Genomic DNA, 18,377 nt, shown 5'->3' with positions numbered 1-18,377 from the left:
CGCTCACCCGAGCGCGACGGCGAGGACGCCGAGCAAGACGGCGAGCAGCGGCGTCGTACCTTGGAGAACCGCGGCACGGAGGTACTTCTTGCCGCTCAAGGCAAGCACGATTGCCGCCAGCAGCATGGAGCCGCAGGAGCTGAAGACTAGCGTCCAACCCACCTGCGGGTGGCCGAGCGCGACGAAGACAATGCCGGCGAGCGCGCCGACGGCGAGGAAGAGGTTGTAGAAACCCTGGTTGTACGCGAGGGGCTTTGTGGTTTCGGCGTCGGATTGGGAAGCGACGCTGAAGCGCTTCCACGTGGCCGGACGGCTCCAGGTGATGGACTCCATGCTGAAGATGTAGACGTGCAACAAGCCGGCAAGCAGGGCGAAAAGCAGGGAGGCCAGGATCATGTGCTGATCCTAGCCTCCGCGTCGCTTGGAACGGCGGAGTGAACCAGCAGTGGTAGGTAGGATCGGTTATATGGAATTCGTCGTGATGTACAGCCTGCGCAATGGCGTTGACCGCTCGCGCGTTCTCGAGACCTACCCCCGCCACAAAGAATATTACGAGGCGTTCCGTGCCGCAGGCGGCGGCCTTATTGCTCTCGGACCATTCCAGACCCCGGATCCTGCCGCCGGGTCGATGGGGATCTTTACCTCGCGCGAGGATGCCGAACGCTTCATCGCAGGTGATCCCTTCACCACCGAAGGGCTCGCCGACCCTCGAATCCTCGAGTGGAACGCCGTGCATTTCGGCTAAGAAGCACTCGGAGGATCTTTGGGGCGCGCCACCGTCCCCGCGCGCCACTGTCCCCGCACATGAGCCGGCGGTCTACGGTCGAGAGCTCCTCCAGGGCCTGTACGTTGATCAGGTTCTGCCGGTGCGCTTGGTCTAGCCGCGTGAGGGCGCTGGCCATTTCGCTGAAGTGCCGGGCGTTTTCCAGCGCGACGGCTGCGTGGGTGCCAATGGATTCCATCAAGGCAATGTCATCACTGCTGAACAAGTGCGCGTGCCTGTCGGCGACCAGAGCGCACCGATTACCTTCCCTTCCGCCCGAAGGGGAACACCCATGATGGCCCGGACGCCCTCGGCCGCCACAGCAGTGTCGCTGGATTCCAGATGCGATTTGGACTCGTCGTTTAAGTAATCGGCGCTCTGGGCGGGCGCCTCGCCGGTCGCGACTGCGCCGAGCACGCCTTCGCCTAGCGGCATGCGGATGTTGCGGAAGAGTGCGGTTGTTGCGCCGTCGGTCACCCGGACGTAGGACTCACCGCTGTCATAGTCGTTCAGGCTCAAGTAGGCGACGTCACTGCCGATCAATGACCGGGTGCGCCGGACGATGGCTTTGAGCACTGCCTCCACATCGCGGATGCCCGTCGGGTCGGTGGCCGTATCGTAAAGGACTCGCAGCAAGCCCTCCCGGCGCCAGAACCGTCATTGGCACTCATGAAGCTAATGCTAGTGGGTGGGCGGAGTTCCGCGGTCCCGGTTTTGCGCGGACAGCACGGCGACGGCGGCAATATCGTGCGGCGTCGTCCTGCAGCACCCGCCGATGAGGCGGGCCCCAAGCGCCTTCCAGGCGGCCACGCTTTCCGCAAGTCTCGAATGCTGTTTGCCGTCCGCGCTGTCCCCAGCCGCGACAGGGGCCCAGGTCTTGGTAAGCGCGTCGTAACTTTCTCCCGAATTCGGATACGCGATCAACGGGATTGAGGTGACTTCGCTCAAGGCCTCGAGTGATGGAGAGACCAATTCCAACGGCACGCAATTCACCCCGATGGCAACAACTCGCGGCTGCGAGGAACAAAGCGTGGCCACCTCGGACAGTGGCGTGCCGTCGCTGATGTGCTCCCCATCCCGGAGCGTGAACGAAAACCAGGACTCGACGTCGAATTCCTCCACAAGGGCCAACAGTGCCTCTGCCTCCGCAAAGGAAGGCAACGTCTCAATGGCCAGCAAGTCCGCTCCAGCCTCCACCAGCGCAGCGACCCGAGGCCTGTGAAACTCCATGAACTCGCCCGGGCCGAGGATGTAGTCACCGCGGTACTCCGATCCGTCCGCGAGGTAGGCGCCATAGGGGCCCACGGAGCCCGCAATCAGCAGGGGACCGGCATCCGGGTTTTCGTCCAGGTAATCACGCCGAGCTTCATCGGCCAGCCGCACGCTCAAGGCCACCAACCCCAAGGCTTCTGCCTCGCCAATACCGCGCTGGACAAATCCTTGGGGCGTGGCCTGGTAGCTCGCCGTTATGGCGATCGCGGCCCCCGCGCCGAAGTAATCCTGGTGAACCTGCTTGATCAACTGCGGCTGTTCCAAAAGGACCCTTGCCGACCACAGCGGGTCTCGCAAATCGCAGCCGCGCGCCTCAAGTTCAGTGGCGAGTGCGCCATCCAGCGTCAGGACCGAACCGACGTCGAGCATGCGGGAAAGCGTAGTACTAACGGACATGTTTCAGGTCTCCAAAGCAGTTCGGCGTCACTCTTTCTTGTAAAGAGTGTGATCGTAATACGCATTTTCTATTGCTTGTAATGATCATCACTCTATGTCACCATGGCAGTCAAGCAATCTGCGAGATCCGCAAGGAAGAGGCATTCCCTTGAACATTGAGATGAAATCAGTACGTAAGTTGCGCGTACATTGGCCCGTTACGTCGGAGACCTTCTCGCGGCTTGCCGCGGGCGAAGCCGAGGCGTTTAAGGACGACCAAGGCATCGCGGCGCTGCTCCAGGCCTTGACCGAATTCGTTGACCTGGGGGACTTCGGAAAGTACCGGCACGTCTTTGAGTCCGGCTTGGGTTTCGAAGGGTTTACCGTGACCGAGCACGCCAACCCCACGTTGGGCAAGGTGGGGATGCAGACAATTTCGCCGACCTTCGTTTTCACGACGTACTTCGAGGCTGCGCTAGACGACGCCGCGGTGGACCGGTTCACCCGTCGCATTATGGAAATCCACCCTTGGGAAGTTCCGGTCATCGAATTGTCCGGACCCATCAGCGTCTCCAGCACCGCGCTGGAGGCAGCCATCGGGACCACGGCCGCATCATGATCGAATCCACCTGCGCTAGTCTTTGGGAGGGCCTGGGGCCCTTGCTCGCCGGAAGATCATTTACCGACCTCACGCACGCGTTCCATCCAGGCCAACCGCACTTCCCTTCTTTCCCCGACGAGACAAGGGAAGCTGTGTTCGACCTCGAAAAAGGCGATGGTTTCACAGCCCACCGCTACTCGATCGTCGGGCAATGGGGAACCCACGTTGATCCGCCCTCGCATTTCATCCGCGGCGGGCGGACCTTGGACCAAGTTCCCGTCGAGGACATGCTCCTTCCACTGGTCATCCTGGACATCGCCAACCGGGTCAAGGTCAACGCCGACGCCACCCCCACGCTGGAGGACATTCAAGCGTGGGAAAGCCGAAACGGCGAAATCCCCGCGGGCTGCTTCGTAGCATTGCGGACAGGCTGGAGCCAGCGCTGGCCCGACACAGCGGCCATGGCCAACAAGGACAGCGACGGTGTCAGCCACACCCCGGGCTGGTCGCAGGACGTGCTCACTTATCTGATTGAACGGCGATCGGTTGCTGCCGTTGGTCACGAACAGACCGACACTGATCCAGGACTAGCTACCTCCCGCCACGATTTCAGCTTGGAGACCTACGTTCTCGCCCGGGACCGGTGGCAGATCGAGCTCCTGGCGAACTTGGACGGACTTCCCGAAAAGGGCGCCGCCCTCATTGCCACCTGGCCGAAACCTCTGGAGGGTAGCGGTTTTCCTGCAAGGGTCTTTGCCATCCACTAAGACGCAGCCCCCGCCGCTAGAATCGGATCCATGTCCAAGACATCCAGCATGGGCCGGGGAATCATGGCCCTCCTTGCAGTCGGCTCCCGCACCAAAGAAGGACTGCCAGGCGGAACAGTGGCCGACATTGCAGCCGATCTGGGCAAAGACCGCAGCCAGGTTTCGCGCAGCCTTCGGGGTGCGCAGCAGGAAGGCTTCCTGGAACGCACGGAGCAGCGGTCGTACACCCTGGATTGGTCACTCTTTACCGACGCCCAGCTGTTGACCGAGCGGCGGCTGCAGACCGACGGCGCCACGGCGCTAGAAGGCTTGGCTGCCGAGACGAACGAAGGTTGCTTCCTTGGGGTGCTCAACGGGGACAGCACGGTCACCATCGGCGAGCGCGTCCCGGCAGGTAGCGATCTGGTGGGTTCATGGCTGGGCCGGCCGTACCCCGCTTACTGCAGCGATGCTGGCCAGGCACTGCTATGGCAGGCGTCAGATTCCGAGGTACGGACTATCTTGGCGGATGTGGCTTTCGTAGGCCATGGACCCAACACGCCTGTTGACATCGAGGACTTCCTGACCCGCCTGCATGCGGCTAGGCGGCGCGGGTATTCCATCGTCGATGAGGAGGCCGAGCCGGGCTTGTATTCATTGGCCGTTCCGGTCCGAGACTTCAAAGACGAAGTGGTTGCTGCACTGCAGGTCGTTGGTCCCAAGGCACGCTTGGAGCCCAAAAGGGAGGCTGGCGCAGCAGCCCTGGTGTCCTGGGGAAAGTGGCTTGAGTCGGCTCTGGGTCACTCCTCCTCGCAGTAGCAAGCCCGGCTAGGACCGGTCCTCGGGACCGGGGTGACTGGTTCCGAGCCGATTTGCGGCCTCCGCCAAGACCTTGGCGATTTTCCCTGCCCTGGGCTCGATCTCCGGCCGGCTGCCCAGGACACTAAGCGATGCGAGGATGGTTCCCTCAGGGCTGCGGACGGGAACGGCCAACTCGTAGACGCCGTGCTCAAATTCTTCCGCCGCCAGAATGAAGTCGCGGGCTCTGTCTCGATCCATCAATTCGGAAACTTCCCCGGGCGAGTGGGCCGCCCCGGGGCCACCGACTCCGATGAAGTTGACGTCCTTGAGCAGTTCTTGGATGGCGGCCTGATTGTGGTCCCACAGGAGTGCACGGCCAGATCCGGTGCACCACGCAGGCGTCACCATCCCGGGCTTCACAAAGCTGCCAGGGAGGGCGTCATTGCTGGACGCGCGCAGGAGGGTTGCCCGGTAGCCGACCCGGACAGAAATCCTTGATCGAAGGCCGAACGATGCGACCAAAGCCTCCAACTCGGTTCTTGATTCGCGAATCCATCCGGTATTGAACGATGCCGCTAGTGAGAAAAACCGTTGTCCCGTCCTAAACGGCCCCCGTTCGACCCGTTCCAGAAGTCCCAGATCACACAATTCCTGGGTGAGGCGCGACACGCGGCTTTGTTCCATGTCCAGCTCCGATGCGAGCTGGGAAACGCCGAGAAGCCGCCGACCCCACTTCTCCCGGTCCGCGACTAGGCGCACAATCCGGAGCCCTTGCGCCATGGACGACGCTTCCGAGGAAGAATCCACTCTCGCTGCTCCTTCCGCCCGACAACCACGCCTATTCTGACATGCTCGCGCAGTTGACCAGGATCCGGCTCCCTCCGGCCCACACCGTGTAAAGGTCTGCGAGGATTGCTGAGTTCGCTGTTTCCATCTCCGTAATGGTGATTTCTTCGCCGCCCCGTTTTCCGAACAGCACGGCGGCGATATTACGCATCTCCCACGCGCTCTGCGGGTCGCAGACAAGCTCTTCGATGTCATGGTCCACACCGGCGGCAATCTCTTGCGGCGATCTGCCCGCTTGGTGCATCAAGTGCTGTGAAATCATGATTTATCCGTTGCTCGGCTTCGCGCCCGGGGACACAAAAGTCCCCGGGCCGCGAAACTGAATAGAAGATGCTGTCATTCCGCCTCGGCCGCGCGTGCCTTGCGTCCGTATTTGAAATGGAAGAAGGCGTAGCAGGCTCCCACAAAGGGGATTCCAAAGTAGAGCGCGGCGACCTGGTTGGGGTCGAACGCAATGCCGATCAACGAAATGAAGCAGAGCGAGAAGGCCAAGATCGGGATCAGGGGGAACAACGGGGCTTTGTAGGGAAGACCAGCGACGTCGCCGCCATTCTTCACGAATGCCCTCCTGTGGAAGAAATGTGATGCGGCGATGGACATCCACACGCCGACGACGGCGAACCCTGCCACCGACACGAGGGCCAGGTACACCGTCTCGGGCGCGGCCACGCTGCTGATCAGCGAAGCTAGTCCACCCACCATGCTCACGGAGAGCGCAATCATGGGGATGCCCCGTCGGGTCAGCTTCCGCAAAGCCTTGGGCGCATGTCCTTCGTCCGCGAGCGAGTACAGCATGCGCGCGCAGGAGAAGAGCCCGCTGTTGCCCGCGGAAAGGAGCGCCGTAATGATGACAAAGTTCATCGCGTCGGCGGCAAAGGGAATACCGATTGAGGAAAAGACCGTCACGAACGGGCTCTGGTCCAGGCCGACCTGGTCGAACGGGATTGTGGCAGCGATGACCGCGATGGCCCCGACGAAAAAGATCAGCAGGCGCACAACGGTGCTGCGCATGGCCTTGGGAATGCTTTTCGCGGGATCCGCCGTTTCGCCTGCCGCCACGCCGATGAGTTCCGAGCCGGAGAAAGCGTAGAACACTGCAAGCGCGGTGACGAGGACGCCCGTAAATCCGTTGGGAAAGAGGCCGCCTCCGGTGTTGAAGTTCTCAAGGAGGAAGGGATGATTTCCGGACTCGCTCAGCGGGTGGAAACCAAACAGTGCAGCGCCGCCGAGCACGATCAGGACGATGATGGCGCCGACCTTGATGATGGCGAACCAGAACTCCGTTTCTCCGAAGAATCGCGAAGAGACGGCATTGAGGCCGAAAAGCACGGCCGCAAAGATCACGCACCAAACCCACACGTCGATGCTTGGAAACCAACGCTGCATGAGGAGGCCTGCCGCCGTGAATTCAGACCCGATGGCTACCGCCCAGCAAAGCCAATAGAGCCAGGCCGTGGTGAAGCCCGTGGCTGGCCCGATCGAGCGCGATGCGTAGATGTGGAACGCTCCCGAGACCGGGTATGCAATGGCAAGTTCGCCAAGGCATGCCATCACCAGATAGACCACGAAGGAGCCAATCAAATAGGCGATGACCGCGCCGAGCGGCCCGGCTTGGGAGATCGTATAGCCGGAACTCAAGAAGAGCCCCGAACCGATCACGCCACCCATGGCGATCATGACCAGATGCCTGTGTCCCATTGACCGGCGAAGCCCGGATTCAGGCGACGGCAGGGCTGGACGCTGCTGTTCTAGCGTGACGGGTGATAAGGATTCCATGATGTCTCCCGGGTCGGTGGTCAGTTCGATGGTCGGATCAAAATGCGGACGTGCGCGTGAACTTCAAGGGGGATCGAAAGGTCATACGGATAGCCGGAGCCGCGAAAAGAGGATGGTGATGAAGATAACACAACGCGGCCTCATTGGTCATTAAAAACATTTGACCATGCATATGTTGCACATATTACTTGTCGGCGTGCATGTCGAAACGGCATGCGGATGGTCGGTTCGCCCTGCTTTTCGGTCGGAATCACATGCCCTGACTGACATGGAATGCAGTGAATATTGGATCACCGATGTAACTGACTGAAGGAGCACCATGACCACCTATGACATTGCCCTGATCGGTTTTGGCGGCGTCAACAGGACCCTGGCAGAACTGATAGCAACCCGCGCAGAGGGCCTTCGATCCGAGCTGGGCTTCGGCCTCCGCGTCGTTGCCATCACCGATCTCCGGCTCGGTTCCCTGGTCCGGCCAGACGGCATTGATCTCTTCTGGGCCCTGGCACTCGGAGACGGGAGTGAAACCTTCGCCGAGCACGGGGGATCCGCGGATACCAACAATGAGTCGGTCATCCGCACCTGCACCGCCGACATCATCTGCGAAGCCACCTTCACGAACCCCGACGACGGCGAACCGGCAGTCTCGCACGTACGTTGGGCACTCGAATCCGGTAAGAGCGTCTGCACCACGAACAAGGGCCCCGTTGCCCTTCGCGGAGCCGAACTCACCTCCTTGGCCGAACAAAACGGTGTCCACTTCGAGTTCGAGGGAGCCGTCATGAGCGGAACTCCGGTGATCCGGTTGGCTAAGCAGATGTTCGCGGGCCTCAAGCTAAACGGCTTCGAAGGCATCCTCAACGGCACGAGCAACTATGTCCTCGGCCAGATGGAAGCCGGCCTTGATTTTGAGGCGGCCATCGTCGAGGCGCAGGAACTTGGCTACGCGGAGGCAAACCCTGCCGCGGACATAGAGGGCTACGATGTCCAGCTCAAGGTCCTCATCCTCGCTAACGAATTGCTCGACGCGGGCATCGAACTCAAGGATGTCCAGCGGCAAGGTATCTCGACCGTCACCGCCGAAGATATCCAGAAGGCATCCCGGGAGCGGCGCCGCTGGAAGCTCGTCGGTTCGGCCCGGCGGAACCCTGACGGCACTGTCACAGCTGGCGTAACCCCGGTCGCGCTCCCCCTCGACCACGGGCTCTCCGGGGTTTCGGGAGCGACGAACGCCGTCTCCTTCGACACTGACCTCCTTGGTCCGGTCACCGTCTCCGGACCCGGCGCCGGTCGCGTAGAGACCGCATATGCCCTACTGTCGGACATCATCGCGATGCACGCAGCCAAGTCAGGGGTGGCCGCACATGTCTAGTTCCACGCTTTGCGCCCAGGAAACCGTAGTGCCGAAGTTCCGTGAAGTAACGAGTCCCTACGATGGCAGGATCGTCGGCGCGGTTCCTCTGAGCGATGTTTCTTCCGTGGAAGCCGTCCTCGAAGTGGCCCGGTCCGGCGCGCGGAAAGCGCAGGCCCTGTCTCGCAACGCACGCGGCAAGATCCTCGACGCCGCAGCTACGGCCATCGAGCACCGCAACGAGGAGTTCGCACAGACCATAGTTGCCGAGTCGGGGAAAACCATTCGCCAGGCACGAAAGGAAGTGCTGCGAGCTGTCAACACGCTAAGGCTGTCCGCAGTCGAAGCACGCAGGAACGCCGGCGAAGTCATCCCGTTTGACTCATACGAGGGCTCGGAAGACCGGACGGGCTGGTACTCGCGGGAACCGCTCGGCATCATCGCAGCCATCACGCCCTTCAATGACCCCCTCAACCTGGTGGCGCACAAGATCGGTCCGGCCATTGCTGGGGGAAACGCCGTTGTCCTCCAACCCTCGGCGCTGACTCCCCTCTCGGCGCAGCTGCTCGCGGACGCCTTGGTGGACGCCGGGCTCCCACAAGACGTTCTGACCGTTGTTCACGGTGACCGGGAGGTGGCCGAAACCATCATCCGGTCCAGGGATGTGCGAATGGTCTCCTTCACCGGCGGGTTTTCCACCGGGGAAAGCATTGCCCGAGCCGCCGGCCTGAAGAAGCTATCCATGGACCTCGGCGGAAACGCGCCAGTCATCATCATGAGCGATGCAGACATTGACGACGCCGTGGATTCCTGTGTCTCCGGAGCGTTCTGGGCCGCTGGCCAGAACTGTGTAGGGGTACAGCGGATACTGGTAGCCACATCCTTGTACGCTGACTTCCGCCGCCGCTTCCTGGAAGCGACGGCCCGATTGGTTGCCGGAGATCCATGGGATGAGGGGACGGACGTTGGCCCGATGATCAGCTCCGCCGCGTTGCTCGAACTCCAAGCGAAGCTGGATGAGGCGATCCAGGACGGTGCAACCGTTCTTGCCGGCAACATGGCGGAGGGCAATGTGCTTCGGCCGACTGTCCTGGAAACCGTCCCGGCGGACAGCAGGCTCTGGAAGGAAGAAGTGTTCGGACCCGTGGCCATGCTGCATGCCTTCAACACCTTCGAAGACGCCATCGAAGTAGCAAACGCCATCGAATTCAGCCTGCATGCCGGCATTTTCACGGATTCCTTGGGAAGCGCGATGCAAGCGGCCAAGCGGCTCGATGCAGGCGGGGTGATGATCAATGATTCTTCGGACTACCGCTTTGACGGCATGCCGTTTGGAGGGTCCAAGTACGGAAGCATGGGCAGGGAAGGGGTCCATTTCGCTTACGAAGAGATGACCCAGCCGAAGGTGGTCTGCATAAGGAACGCGAAGCCATGAAAACCCGCAACGAGGCTGACTCGCTGGGAAACATTCCCGTACCGGACAGCGCATACTGGGGGGCGCATACCGCCCGCGCGCTGGGAAACTTCACCATTAGCGGCATCCCCGTTTCCTCCCACCCCCACTTGGTTCGCGCTCTGGCAATGATCAAGAACGCCGCGGCGGTGGCCAACTGCGAACTAGGCGTGCTTTCACCCCGGCAAGCAGCAGCAATCCGTGAATCGTGCCAGGAAATCCAGGACGGACTTCACCACGAACAGTTTTGCGTTGACGTTATTCAAGGCGGTGCGGGAACGAGCACCAACATGAACGCCAACGAAGTGATCGCGAACCTCGCCCTGGAAAAACTGGGCCACCGCCGCGGCGACTACCAGCACTTGCACCCCATTGACCATGTCAATCGATGCCAATCGACCAATGACACCTATCCAACAGCAATCAAACTGGCCCTCACCTTCGCGGCTGCGGAGCTCAATCAGGAACTCGGCCACCTCGCAGAAACGGCCAGAAGCAAAGGTGCCGAGTTCGGCGCTGTGGTGAAGATGGGCAGGACCCAGCTTCAGGACGCGGTACCGATGACCCTTGGCCAGGAGTTCAACGCCTTCGCCGCCACTTTGGAGGAAGAGCGCTCACGGCTCCATGAGTCGACCGAGCTGATGCGTGAGTGCAGTCTGGGCGCCACGGCCATCGGCACCGGCATCACCGCCGAACCCGGCTATCGGTGCTTGGCCCTGCGGGCACTCTCTGAGATCTCCGGCGTCACATTCGTTCCTGCCGCCGATCTGGTCGAGGCCACGTCCGATGTCGGGGTTTTCATGCACATGTCGGGCATGCTGAAACGGACGGCAATCAAACTGTCCAAAATCAGCAGCGACCTTCGCTTGCTGTCCAGCGGACCGCAGAACGGCTTTGGTGAAATCACTTTGCCTCCTCGCCAAGCCGGGTCATCCATCATGCCGGGGAAGGTCAACCCTGTGATTCCGGAGACGGTGAATCAAATCGCGTTCGCCGTTGCAGGAGCCGACACAACGGTCACCATGGCGGCAGACAACGGCCAGCTCCAGCTCAATGCCTTCGAGCCGGTTATCGCGCATGTCCTGCTTCAAGGCGTCTCGTGGCTCAAACAAGGAGCACGCATTCTCCGGACGCACTGCTTGGAAGGCATCGAAGCGAACATTGCGCGTATCGCGGGCCAGACAGCAGCATCCGCAGGCCTTGCAACAGCACTGGTACCGGCCATCGGCTATGTAGCGGCAGCGGAAGTAGCAAAGGAAGCCCTCCGGGATGGATCGACCATTCTCGACGTGGTCACAGAAAGAAAACTCCTGGACCGGGCCGTTGCTCGATCGATCCTTGAATCCGCTGCATTCCAGCCAAGTGCACCCACATGAAAGCGGTTTGACCGCTAAAGGGTCACGAGGTCGGATCCACCTCACGCCGGATGAGACTGGAAAGCGTCATGGCCGTCACTGTATCCGTGACACCTGGAAGGGCGGCGATCTGCTCCCAAATCTCTTGGACTCTCTCCAAGGACCGGGCTTCAAGCCTTACCAGAAGATCAAAGTCACCACTGACGACATCGCACAAGACCACTTCCGGAATCGAGCGCAAAACAGTGACGACGTCCGAACCCCGAACGCGGTCCTTCCTGTAAACCATGAGGAAGGCCGAGACGGGGCTTTGCCCGGATGTGCCGGCAACCACCGTATATCCCTGGATATACCCTTGCCGTTCCATCCGGTCCACCCGCTGCCGCACGGCGTTCCTTGAAAGCAGGACTTTGCTTGCCAGTTCGGCATGACTAATGCGTGCGTTCTTGGTGAGTTCCGCAAGGATCCTCTGGTCGATGTGATCAAGACTCACTCGGTCGATGCCAACCCTTCAAAAAGTAAATTCCCGTGCACAACCCACGCAGAACCAGATCCACGACCGAAAGCTCCAAAAAAGATGATACTTCCGCATCACACCCGCCCGCCGATCGGCGACATCACCTGCGTCCTGTTCGACATGGATGGAACGCTCATCGACTCGGCGGCAGGAGTTACTTCCAGTGCCGCCCAGGCCTTGGAATCCGTAGGAGCGCCTGTCCCGTCACCGGATGAACTGCTCGGGTTCGTCGGACCGCCGATGGTGGATTCATTCAGAACAGTCTCCGGGCTGGATGAAGCGACTGCCCAGAGAGCCCTCCAACATTACCGCAAGGCATACGCGGATCACGGCGCGGAGCAATCCAGTCTGTACGAAGGGGTCATCGAGTTGCTGGAGCAACTGGAGTTGGCCGGAATCCCAATGGCTGTTGCTACCTCCAAAGTGGAAGATCAGGCACTGCGCCTCGCACGACGCTTCGGAATCGAGAGCAGCTTCATCAGCATTTGCGGGGCGTCGGACGTTGAAAAAAGAGCGACCAAGGCAGAGGTCATCGGTGAAGCACTGCTCCGGCTCGCCTCCCAGGGCATCGACGTCTCTCGCCCGGTAATGGTCGGCGACAGAAGCTACGATGTCGCAGGAGCAGCCCAACACGGAATTTCCACGTTTTACGCGCTCTGGGGATACGGGGGGAATGAGGAAGCGTCGCACGCTGCCGCCGTCGTCGCCTCACCCGCAGCCTTGCTGCCGATGGTCCTGGCAGCAACGAGACCCCTAGTCCCCCGGCCCCGCGTCGGCTAGTCTGCTTTCACGGCCTGCCAGACCCGCAGTTCAGGCTAGAGGACGATCATGAGGAGCAAGAATGGCTGACCACACATATAGCGTTTCCGAAGTTGTTGGAACCTCGTCCGAGGGCGTCGACGCCGCGATCAAGAACGGCATTGCGGCCGCAAGCCAGACCCTTCGGAACCTTGACTGGTTTGAGGTCAAGGAAATCCGCGGCCACCTAAACGAAGGCGCAGTTGCCGACTGGCAGGTAACCATCAAGCTCGGGTTCCGCCTGGAGCGTTAGTACGAGCGTTCGGCCGCAACCCCCGAGAAAGACGATGGCCGTCAGCCTTTCTGTGGAAAGGTTGACGGCCATCTGTTGCGAGGCTGGACTCACCCGCGGGTCCAGACTTGGACGGGGTCACCGCCACAGAGGAGTCGCCGGCCACGGCCGGCAAAGTCGATCCACAGGAATTCGTGGTCGGAGGAAACTTCGTCCACAATGCCGGCGTCGAAGCCCCAGTTGTCATCGTGGATCCAAACGGTCTCGCCGGGGCTGAGTTCGGACCACTTCGACGGCGGCAGGCGAAGTGCCGCTCCAGCGGGCCGCTGGGCCGACGTCGTGAAGTGGCTTGGGCCCCACGCGCCCACGGTTTCGGGACTCATCGGGACTGGGCGACCAGGTACTTGCGGTGCCAGACTGTTGCCGCACCGTTGTGGGACGGGAAGACGTGGCCTTCGAAGAACGTGCGCACCACGTGGGGCTCGCACTCAGGGCTCCACTGGCCGGATGCAGGGCAGTGCGATCCCGTGGATCCCGCCGACCCGGCGGTTGTTGCCCGCTCCCTCAGCAGCGCGATGCGTTTCATCGTTGAATTCCATCCTTGATATGCGAAAAGGTCTGGATTCAGCGTAAGCGCGTTTTAAAAGCCGCCCAATGGGCACATAGACAGAATTGCGCTACTTCACTATGCAACAGCACAGTGACGTAGAGCACTTTTGCTGAAACGTCCTCAGCTCTCGTCCATTGCATGACGCTCGGCCCACTCCGGGCTCGACGTCGTCGTTCCCGCACCGAAGCTGCCCAACAATTTCAGGGCATCGTCCGACGGCGACCCGGCCTTCGCGGAGTAGACCCGCAAGACTTGGTCCGGGTCCTGCGGGAGGGCCAGATTCTCGAAGTTCAGTTCCACGTCCCCGACGGTGGGGTGGTGCAGGCGGACTGTCCCGGCTGAACGTGCCGCAACTCGATGACCGGCCCACCACTGCCGGAAGTGCTCGCTGTTCACGGCAAGTTCGCCTACGAGCTGGTTGGCTTGGGGATCATCGGGATGCCGCCCCGTGTCCGCACGCAAGGAACCGGCTGCCTCCGCGGCAACCGTCTTCCAGTCCCGGAACAGTTCGCGTGCCTGCGGATCCAGGATCAGCCAGCGCGTGAGGTTTCGTTCGGCAGCAGGCATGGCCGGGAAGTCGGCAAACAGCAAGGTCGCCATGCGATTGGCTCCAAGCACGTCACTGCGTCGGCCAAGCAGGAGCGCCGGAACGTCGCCGACGGCGTCCAGAAGTTGGCGCAGTGCCGGCCGCACGCGGGGCGTGGGAGTCGGCGCTTTGGCGCTCTCGGCGCAGTGCTCAAGCAGGTCCATCATGTGCGAGTGCTCGCTGGAATCCAGGCGGAGTGCCCTGGACACCGATTCAAGAACGGCCCGGGACGGATGGATATGGCGGCCCTGTTCAAGGCGCGTGTAATAGTCCGTGCTGACATCGGCCAAACGGGCAATCTCTTCCCTGCGCAGCCCGGGAACGCGGCGTGCACCGGACGCCTCCGGCAAGCCTGCATCCTCGGGGGACATCCGTGCACGCATGGCTTTGAGGAATTTTCCGAACTCTGCGCTTTGACCCATGACCCTATTCTTCCCTCACGAAAGGGCCTGTTTCCACAGCCAAGGTAGGACTGCGAGTCCTAGGAAAAACAGGGGGCGTCAAAACTACTGATTGTTGCGTCGATAGTGCATAGGCTCGAAAAAGCCAGTTAGGCGATCCACCCACCAGCGACGAAAAGGCCGGACATGTCCAACGCTCAGAATTCAACCGTTCCCGGGCTCGTCTTGAACAACTCGGTCACCATCCCCCAGTTGGGCTTCGGCGTCTTCCAGGTCCCACCTGCCGAGACCCAGAAGGCCGTTGAGGACGCACTGGAGGCCGGCTACCGGCACATTGACACCGCAGCGGCGTACCAGAACGAATCAGGCGTAGGCGCGGCAATCAAGGCTTCCGGCATTGCCCGGGAAGAACTCTTCATCACCACCAAACTCCGCAACGGGGAACAAGACCGGGCCGCAGCGGCATTCGATCAGAGCCGCCGCGAACTCGGCCTCGACGTCATCGATCTCTACCTGATCCACTGGCCGGTTCCCTCCCAGGGCCTCTTCGTGGACGCGTGGAAGGCGTTGGAAAAGATCCATGCCGACGGCGGTGCCCGCGCTATCGGTGTCTCCAACTTCCTGCCCGAACACCTCGATACGCTCCTCGCGTCGGCCGACGTCGTTCCCGCAGTCAACCAGATCGAGCTGCACCCGACCTTCCAGCAGCGGGAACTGGCAGCGAAGACCCGCTCGCACGGGATCGCCGTCGAGGCCTACAGTCCGCTGGGGCAGGGAGCGGACCTGGGCTCGGCAACGGTCACCGAACTCGCCGAAACACACAACGCCACCCCGGCGCAGATCGTGCTGGCCTGGCACCTCGGAACCGGCAATATCGTCATTCCCAAGTCAGTCCACCCCGAGCGGATCCGCCAGAACCTCGCGGCGGCGTCGTTGCAGCTCACCCCGGAGGAACTGGAAGCCATCAGCGCGCTCGACGCCGGCGCCCGCCTCGGCGCCGACCCCGCCGTCGCGTCCTTCAGCCAGATGTAGTGCCCCAAGGAAACCAGCAGCGTAAGGAAACCAAAACCATGCAGTACACCCACTTGGGCCGCTCAGGCCTCAGCGTCTCCCGCTTGTGCCTCGGAACCATGAACTTCGGCCCGCAGACGGAGGAATCCGTAGCGCACTCCATCATGGACTCAGCCCTGGACTCCGGCATCAACTTTTTCGATACCGCCAATGTCTATGGCGGCGCGGAGCACCGCGGATGGACCGAGGAAATCCTGGGCCGCTGGTTCGCCAAGGGCGGCGAGCGCCGTGAGCGCGTCGTCCTGGCCACTAAGCTCTACGGAACCATGACGGACCGCCCCAACGAGTCCAAGCTTTCGGCCCTCAACATCCGGCGTGCCTTGGACGCCAGCCTCAAGCGCCTGCAGACCGATTACATCGACATCTACCAGTTCCACCACGTGGACCGGAACACGCCGTGGGACGAGATCTGGCAGGCCATCGAAGTTGCCGTCCAGCAAGGCAAGATCCTGTATTCCGGAAGCAGCAACTTCGCCGGCTGGCACATTGCCCAGGCCCAGGAGGCCGCCGCGCGGCGCAACTACAACGGACTCGTCAGCGAGCAATCCATCTACAACCTGCTCACCCGCAACGTGGAACTGGAAGTCATCCCGGCCGCCCAGCAGTACGGCCTCGGGCTGATCCCGTGGTCGCCACTTCACGGCGGGCTTTTGGGCGGGGTACTCAAAAAAGAACGCAACGGCGTCCGTCGCCTTGAGGGCCGGGCGGCCGAAACCCTGAAGAAGCACGAAGACCAGATCCGCCAGTACGAAGACTTTGCAGATGACCTTGGCCACGAGCCCGGCGACGTGGCCTTGGCCTGGTTGCTGCACCAGCCGGCCGTGACCGCACCGATCGTGGGTCCGCGCACGCAGGAGCAGTTGGATGCTGCCATCGGGGCCTTGGACGTCACCCTGGACGCCGATGCCCTCAAGCGGCTCGACGACATCTTCCCGGGCCACAGGACCGCACCGGAGGACTACGCGTGGTGACGTCGGCACCGTTGCGCCTTCTGTTCATTGGCGGGACAGGGACCATCAGCGCGGCGGCGGCGGAGCGCGCCGTCGCGCTGGGGCACCGGCTCACCATGCTCAATCGCGGCCTCAGTTCAGAAAGGCCTGCCCCTCCGGGCACGGAACTGCTCCAGGCGGACATCCGCAACGCTGCCGAGGTGGCGGAGGTGCTGAACGGGCGAGAGTTCGACGTCGTCGCGGACTTCATCTCTTTCACGCCTGAGCACGTGTCCAACGCCGTGGAGCTGTTCCGCGGCCGGACCGGCCAGTACGTGTTCATCAGTTCGGCTTCGGCTTACCAAAAGCCCCCTGCACACTTGCCGATCCTCGAGTCGACCCCGTTACGGAACCCGTTCTGGAAGTACTCACAGGACAAGATCGCGTGCGAAGACCAACTCGTAAGGGCCTATCGGGAAGAGGGATTCCCCGTCACGATCGTTCGGCCGTCGCATACCTATGACCGCACGCGGATCGCCCTGCTGGGCGGATGGACGGACATCCACCGGATGCGGGAAGGCCTGCCTGTGATAGTCCACGGCGACGGAACCTCACTGTGGACCCTCACCCACGCGGAGGATTTTGCGGTGGCCTTCGTTGGCCTCCTCGGCCGCCCACAGGCTGTGGGAGAGAGCTACACCATCACCTCGGACGAAGCACTCCCGTGGGACCAGGTCTACCGGCTGTTCGCCACGGCAGCAGGTGCACCGGAACCCGAATTGGTGCACATCGCCTCGGACACCATCGCAGCCCACGCCCCGGACCTTGGCCCCGGGCTCCTCGGGGACAGGTCCCACTCCGTCGTCTTCGACAACACCAAGATCAAGTCCCTTGTGCCCTCGTATCGGGCAGAAATTCCGTTCGCGGCAGGCGCACGGGAGATCGTCCGGTGGCATGATGAACATCCAGGCATCAAGCACGTGAACCAGGACTTCATGAAGCTCAGCGAGCAACTGGTCCAATGGGCGCGGAGGCCGATCTAGCAACTGAAAGGACAGGACCATGGCACTTGCTCCGACCGTCAGGCTCAATGATGGAAATGCCATTCCGCAGATCGGCCTCGGAACCTGGCCGCTAGACGACGCCGAGGTTGCCAGGGCTGTGGTGTCCGCCGTCGAGCTTGGCTACCGGCACGTCGACACGGCGTACCGGTACGGTAACGAGGCCGGCGTCGGGCAAGGCGTGCGGGACTGCGGCATCCCGCGCGAGGAACTCTTCATCACCACCAAGCTGGACGGAACCCATCAGGGCCGCGATCGCGCCGTCGAGGGACTTGAGGGATCCCTCAAGCGGCTCGGACTGGACTACGTGGACCTCTTGTTGATCCATTGGCCGCTCCCGCAGCGGAATGAGTTCGTGTCCACTTGGAAAACTTTCGAGCGGCTCCAAGCTGAGGGGAAGGTGCGATCGATCGGCGTGTCCAACTTCAAGCCAGCGCACCTTGAGCGGCTCCTCGAAGAGACTTCGGTGGTGCCTGCCGTCAACCAAATCCAGATCTCGCCGTCCATCACCCGGATCGACGAGCGTGCATTCAACACCAGCCATGGCATCGCCACGGAATCGTATAGTCCGTTAGGGGCCGGCCGCGATCTCCTGAACGCGCCGGTCTTGGCCGCGATCGGGAAGAAGCACGGAAAGACTCCTGGACAGGTCGTTTTGCGCTGGCACATCCAGGAGGGGCTCGTGGCCATCCCGAAGTCCGCAAACCCGCAGCGCATGAAGGAGAACCTGGACGTTTTCGACTTCACGTTGGATCACGACGATCTGTCCGCGATAGCCACTTTGGACGCCGGTGCCGACGCGGGTGTCGACTCGGACGTACAGGGACACTGAC

23 protein-coding genes are annotated in these 18,377 nt (G+C 61.8%); 13 read left to right on the top strand and 10 right to left on the bottom strand.

Going from position 1 to position 18,377, the window contains the following annotated elements; genetic code table 11:
- Window positions 1-3: 3 nt before the first annotated feature.
- Entirely contained in the window at window positions 4-396 is a 393-nt protein-coding gene (locus J2S96_RS13260) for a DUF1304 domain-containing protein (RefSeq protein WP_306864155.1), read from the bottom strand.
- A gap of 70 nt (window positions 397-466) precedes the next feature.
- Between J2S96_RS13260 and J2S96_RS13255 the strand changes: the two genes are divergently transcribed.
- Entirely contained in the window at window positions 467-745 is a 279-nt protein-coding gene (locus J2S96_RS13255) for a YciI family protein (protein ID WP_306864153.1), read from the top strand.
- Window positions 746-961: 216 nt separating this feature from the next.
- On the opposite strand, the gene J2S96_RS13250 is transcribed toward J2S96_RS13255, so the two are convergent.
- Together J2S96_RS13250 and mmuM are read right to left on the bottom strand one after the other, a co-directional pair.
- On the bottom strand, window positions 962-1,399 hold the full coding sequence (locus tag J2S96_RS13250; RefSeq protein WP_306864150.1) for a GAF domain-containing protein: 438 nt from the start codon (window positions 1,397-1,399) through the stop codon (window positions 962-964).
- A gap of 45 nt (window positions 1,400-1,444) precedes the next feature.
- On the bottom strand, window positions 1,445-2,431 hold the full coding sequence (mmuM, locus tag J2S96_RS13245) for a homocysteine S-methyltransferase (RefSeq protein ID WP_306864147.1): 987 nt from the start codon (window positions 2,429-2,431) through the stop codon (window positions 1,445-1,447).
- A gap of 148 nt (window positions 2,432-2,579) precedes the next feature.
- Between mmuM and J2S96_RS13240 the strand changes: the two genes are divergently transcribed.
- The 3 genes from J2S96_RS13240 to J2S96_RS13230 are packed head-to-tail and all read left to right on the top strand — an operon-like array spanning window position 2,580 to window position 4,576.
- Window positions 2,580-3,029 (top strand): hypothetical protein, encoded by a 450-nt coding sequence (locus J2S96_RS13240; protein WP_306864144.1) that lies wholly within the window; start codon window positions 2,580-2,582, stop codon window positions 3,027-3,029.
- On the top strand, window positions 3,026-3,778 hold the full coding sequence (locus J2S96_RS13235; RefSeq protein WP_306864141.1) for a cyclase family protein: 753 nt from the start codon (window positions 3,026-3,028) through the stop codon (window positions 3,776-3,778). The genes J2S96_RS13240 and J2S96_RS13235 overlap by 4 nt, the downstream gene beginning before the upstream one ends.
- Window positions 3,779-3,808: 30 nt before the next feature.
- Complete coding sequence (locus tag J2S96_RS13230) at window positions 3,809-4,576, top strand: IclR family transcriptional regulator (RefSeq protein ID WP_306864138.1); 768 nt, start codon at window positions 3,809-3,811, stop codon at window positions 4,574-4,576.
- 9 nt (window positions 4,577-4,585) lie between these two features.
- Here J2S96_RS13230 and J2S96_RS13225 read toward each other — a convergent pair whose 3' ends face one another.
- The 3 genes from J2S96_RS13225 to J2S96_RS13215 all read right to left on the bottom strand — a co-directional run bounded on the left by J2S96_RS13225 (window position 4,586) and on the right by J2S96_RS13215 (window position 7,180).
- Window positions 4,586-5,365, bottom strand: a complete 780-nt coding sequence (locus J2S96_RS13225) for an IclR family transcriptional regulator (protein ID WP_306864136.1) — start codon at window positions 5,363-5,365, stop codon at window positions 4,586-4,588.
- Window positions 5,366-5,396: 31 nt separating this feature from the next.
- A complete protein-coding gene (locus tag J2S96_RS13220) occupies window positions 5,397-5,666 on the bottom strand; it encodes a hypothetical protein (RefSeq protein ID WP_306864133.1) in 270 nt (89 codons plus the stop codon).
- A gap of 74 nt (window positions 5,667-5,740) precedes the next feature.
- On the bottom strand, window positions 5,741-7,180 hold the full coding sequence (locus tag J2S96_RS13215) for an amino acid permease (RefSeq protein ID WP_306864130.1): 1,440 nt from the start codon (window positions 7,178-7,180) through the stop codon (window positions 5,741-5,743).
- Between the two features lie 319 nt (window positions 7,181-7,499).
- On the opposite strand from J2S96_RS13215, the gene J2S96_RS13210 reads away from it, so the two are divergent.
- From J2S96_RS13210 to J2S96_RS13200, 3 genes are read left to right on the top strand one after another with little or no spacing between them, the layout of a single operon-like run.
- Window positions 7,500-8,552 (top strand): homoserine dehydrogenase, encoded by a 1,053-nt coding sequence (locus J2S96_RS13210; protein WP_306864128.1) that lies wholly within the window; start codon window positions 7,500-7,502, stop codon window positions 8,550-8,552.
- Complete coding sequence (locus J2S96_RS13205; protein ID WP_306864125.1) at window positions 8,545-9,966, top strand: aldehyde dehydrogenase family protein; 1,422 nt, start codon at window positions 8,545-8,547, stop codon at window positions 9,964-9,966. Before J2S96_RS13210 ends, J2S96_RS13205 begins: the two co-directional genes overlap by 8 nt.
- Window positions 9,963-11,360 carry an aspartate ammonia-lyase gene (locus tag J2S96_RS13200; RefSeq protein ID WP_306864122.1) on the top strand — a complete coding sequence of 466 codons (1,398 nt, stop codon included), beginning with the start codon at window positions 9,963-9,965 and terminating at the stop codon, window positions 11,358-11,360. Before J2S96_RS13205 ends, J2S96_RS13200 begins: the two co-directional genes overlap by 4 nt.
- A gap of 22 nt (window positions 11,361-11,382) precedes the next feature.
- Here the strand turns inward: J2S96_RS13200 and J2S96_RS13195 are convergent, their stop codons facing one another.
- Window positions 11,383-11,841: an Lrp/AsnC family transcriptional regulator gene (locus tag J2S96_RS13195; protein ID WP_306864541.1), complete on the bottom strand. Its 459-nt coding sequence runs from the start codon at window positions 11,839-11,841 to the stop codon at window positions 11,383-11,385.
- Between the two features lie 75 nt (window positions 11,842-11,916).
- Between J2S96_RS13195 and J2S96_RS13190 the strand changes: the two genes are divergently transcribed.
- Together J2S96_RS13190 and J2S96_RS13185 are read left to right on the top strand one after the other, a co-directional pair.
- Window positions 11,917-12,636, top strand: coding sequence for an HAD hydrolase-like protein (locus tag J2S96_RS13190; protein ID WP_306864118.1), 720 nt, complete (start codon window positions 11,917-11,919; stop codon window positions 12,634-12,636).
- 61 nt (window positions 12,637-12,697) lie between these two features.
- A complete protein-coding gene (locus J2S96_RS13185; protein ID WP_306864117.1) occupies window positions 12,698-12,907 on the top strand; it encodes a dodecin in 210 nt (69 codons plus the stop codon).
- An 89-nt stretch (window positions 12,908-12,996) separates the two neighbouring features.
- Here J2S96_RS13185 and J2S96_RS13180 read toward each other — a convergent pair whose 3' ends face one another.
- From J2S96_RS13180 to J2S96_RS13170, 3 genes are all read right to left on the bottom strand, one after another.
- Window positions 12,997-13,269, bottom strand: coding sequence for a hypothetical protein (locus tag J2S96_RS13180; protein ID WP_306864115.1), 273 nt, complete (start codon window positions 13,267-13,269; stop codon window positions 12,997-12,999).
- Window positions 13,266-13,472, bottom strand: a complete 207-nt coding sequence (locus tag J2S96_RS13175; protein WP_306864113.1) for a hypothetical protein — start codon at window positions 13,470-13,472, stop codon at window positions 13,266-13,268. Before J2S96_RS13175 ends, J2S96_RS13180 begins: the two co-directional genes overlap by 4 nt.
- A 144-nt stretch (window positions 13,473-13,616) precedes the next feature.
- On the bottom strand, window positions 13,617-14,504 hold the full coding sequence (locus J2S96_RS13170) for a helix-turn-helix transcriptional regulator (protein ID WP_306864111.1): 888 nt from the start codon (window positions 14,502-14,504) through the stop codon (window positions 13,617-13,619).
- Window positions 14,505-14,669: 165 nt separating this feature from the next.
- Between J2S96_RS13170 and J2S96_RS13165 the strand changes: the two genes are divergently transcribed.
- The 4 genes from J2S96_RS13165 to J2S96_RS13150 are packed head-to-tail and all read left to right on the top strand — an operon-like array spanning window position 14,670 to window position 18,376.
- Complete coding sequence (locus J2S96_RS13165; RefSeq protein ID WP_306864108.1) at window positions 14,670-15,515, top strand: aldo/keto reductase; 846 nt, start codon at window positions 14,670-14,672, stop codon at window positions 15,513-15,515.
- Window positions 15,516-15,553: 38 nt separating this feature from the next.
- On the top strand, window positions 15,554-16,525 hold the full coding sequence (locus J2S96_RS13160) for an aldo/keto reductase (RefSeq protein WP_306864105.1): 972 nt from the start codon (window positions 15,554-15,556) through the stop codon (window positions 16,523-16,525).
- Window positions 16,519-17,526, top strand: a complete 1,008-nt coding sequence (locus J2S96_RS13155; protein ID WP_306864102.1) for an NAD-dependent epimerase/dehydratase family protein — start codon at window positions 16,519-16,521, stop codon at window positions 17,524-17,526. Before J2S96_RS13160 ends, J2S96_RS13155 begins: the two co-directional genes overlap by 7 nt.
- 19 nt (window positions 17,527-17,545) lie before the next feature.
- On the top strand, window positions 17,546-18,376 hold the full coding sequence (locus tag J2S96_RS13150) for an aldo/keto reductase (protein WP_306864100.1): 831 nt from the start codon (window positions 17,546-17,548) through the stop codon (window positions 18,374-18,376).
- The last annotated feature ends 1 nt before the right edge of the window (window position 18,377 follow it).

The organism is Arthrobacter bambusae (assembly GCF_030812595.1).
In the GTDB taxonomy this organism is placed as follows: Bacteria; Actinomycetota; Actinomycetes; order Actinomycetales; family Micrococcaceae; genus Arthrobacter; species Arthrobacter bambusae_B.
This window is presented reverse-complemented; position numbering and strand designations above follow the sequence as displayed.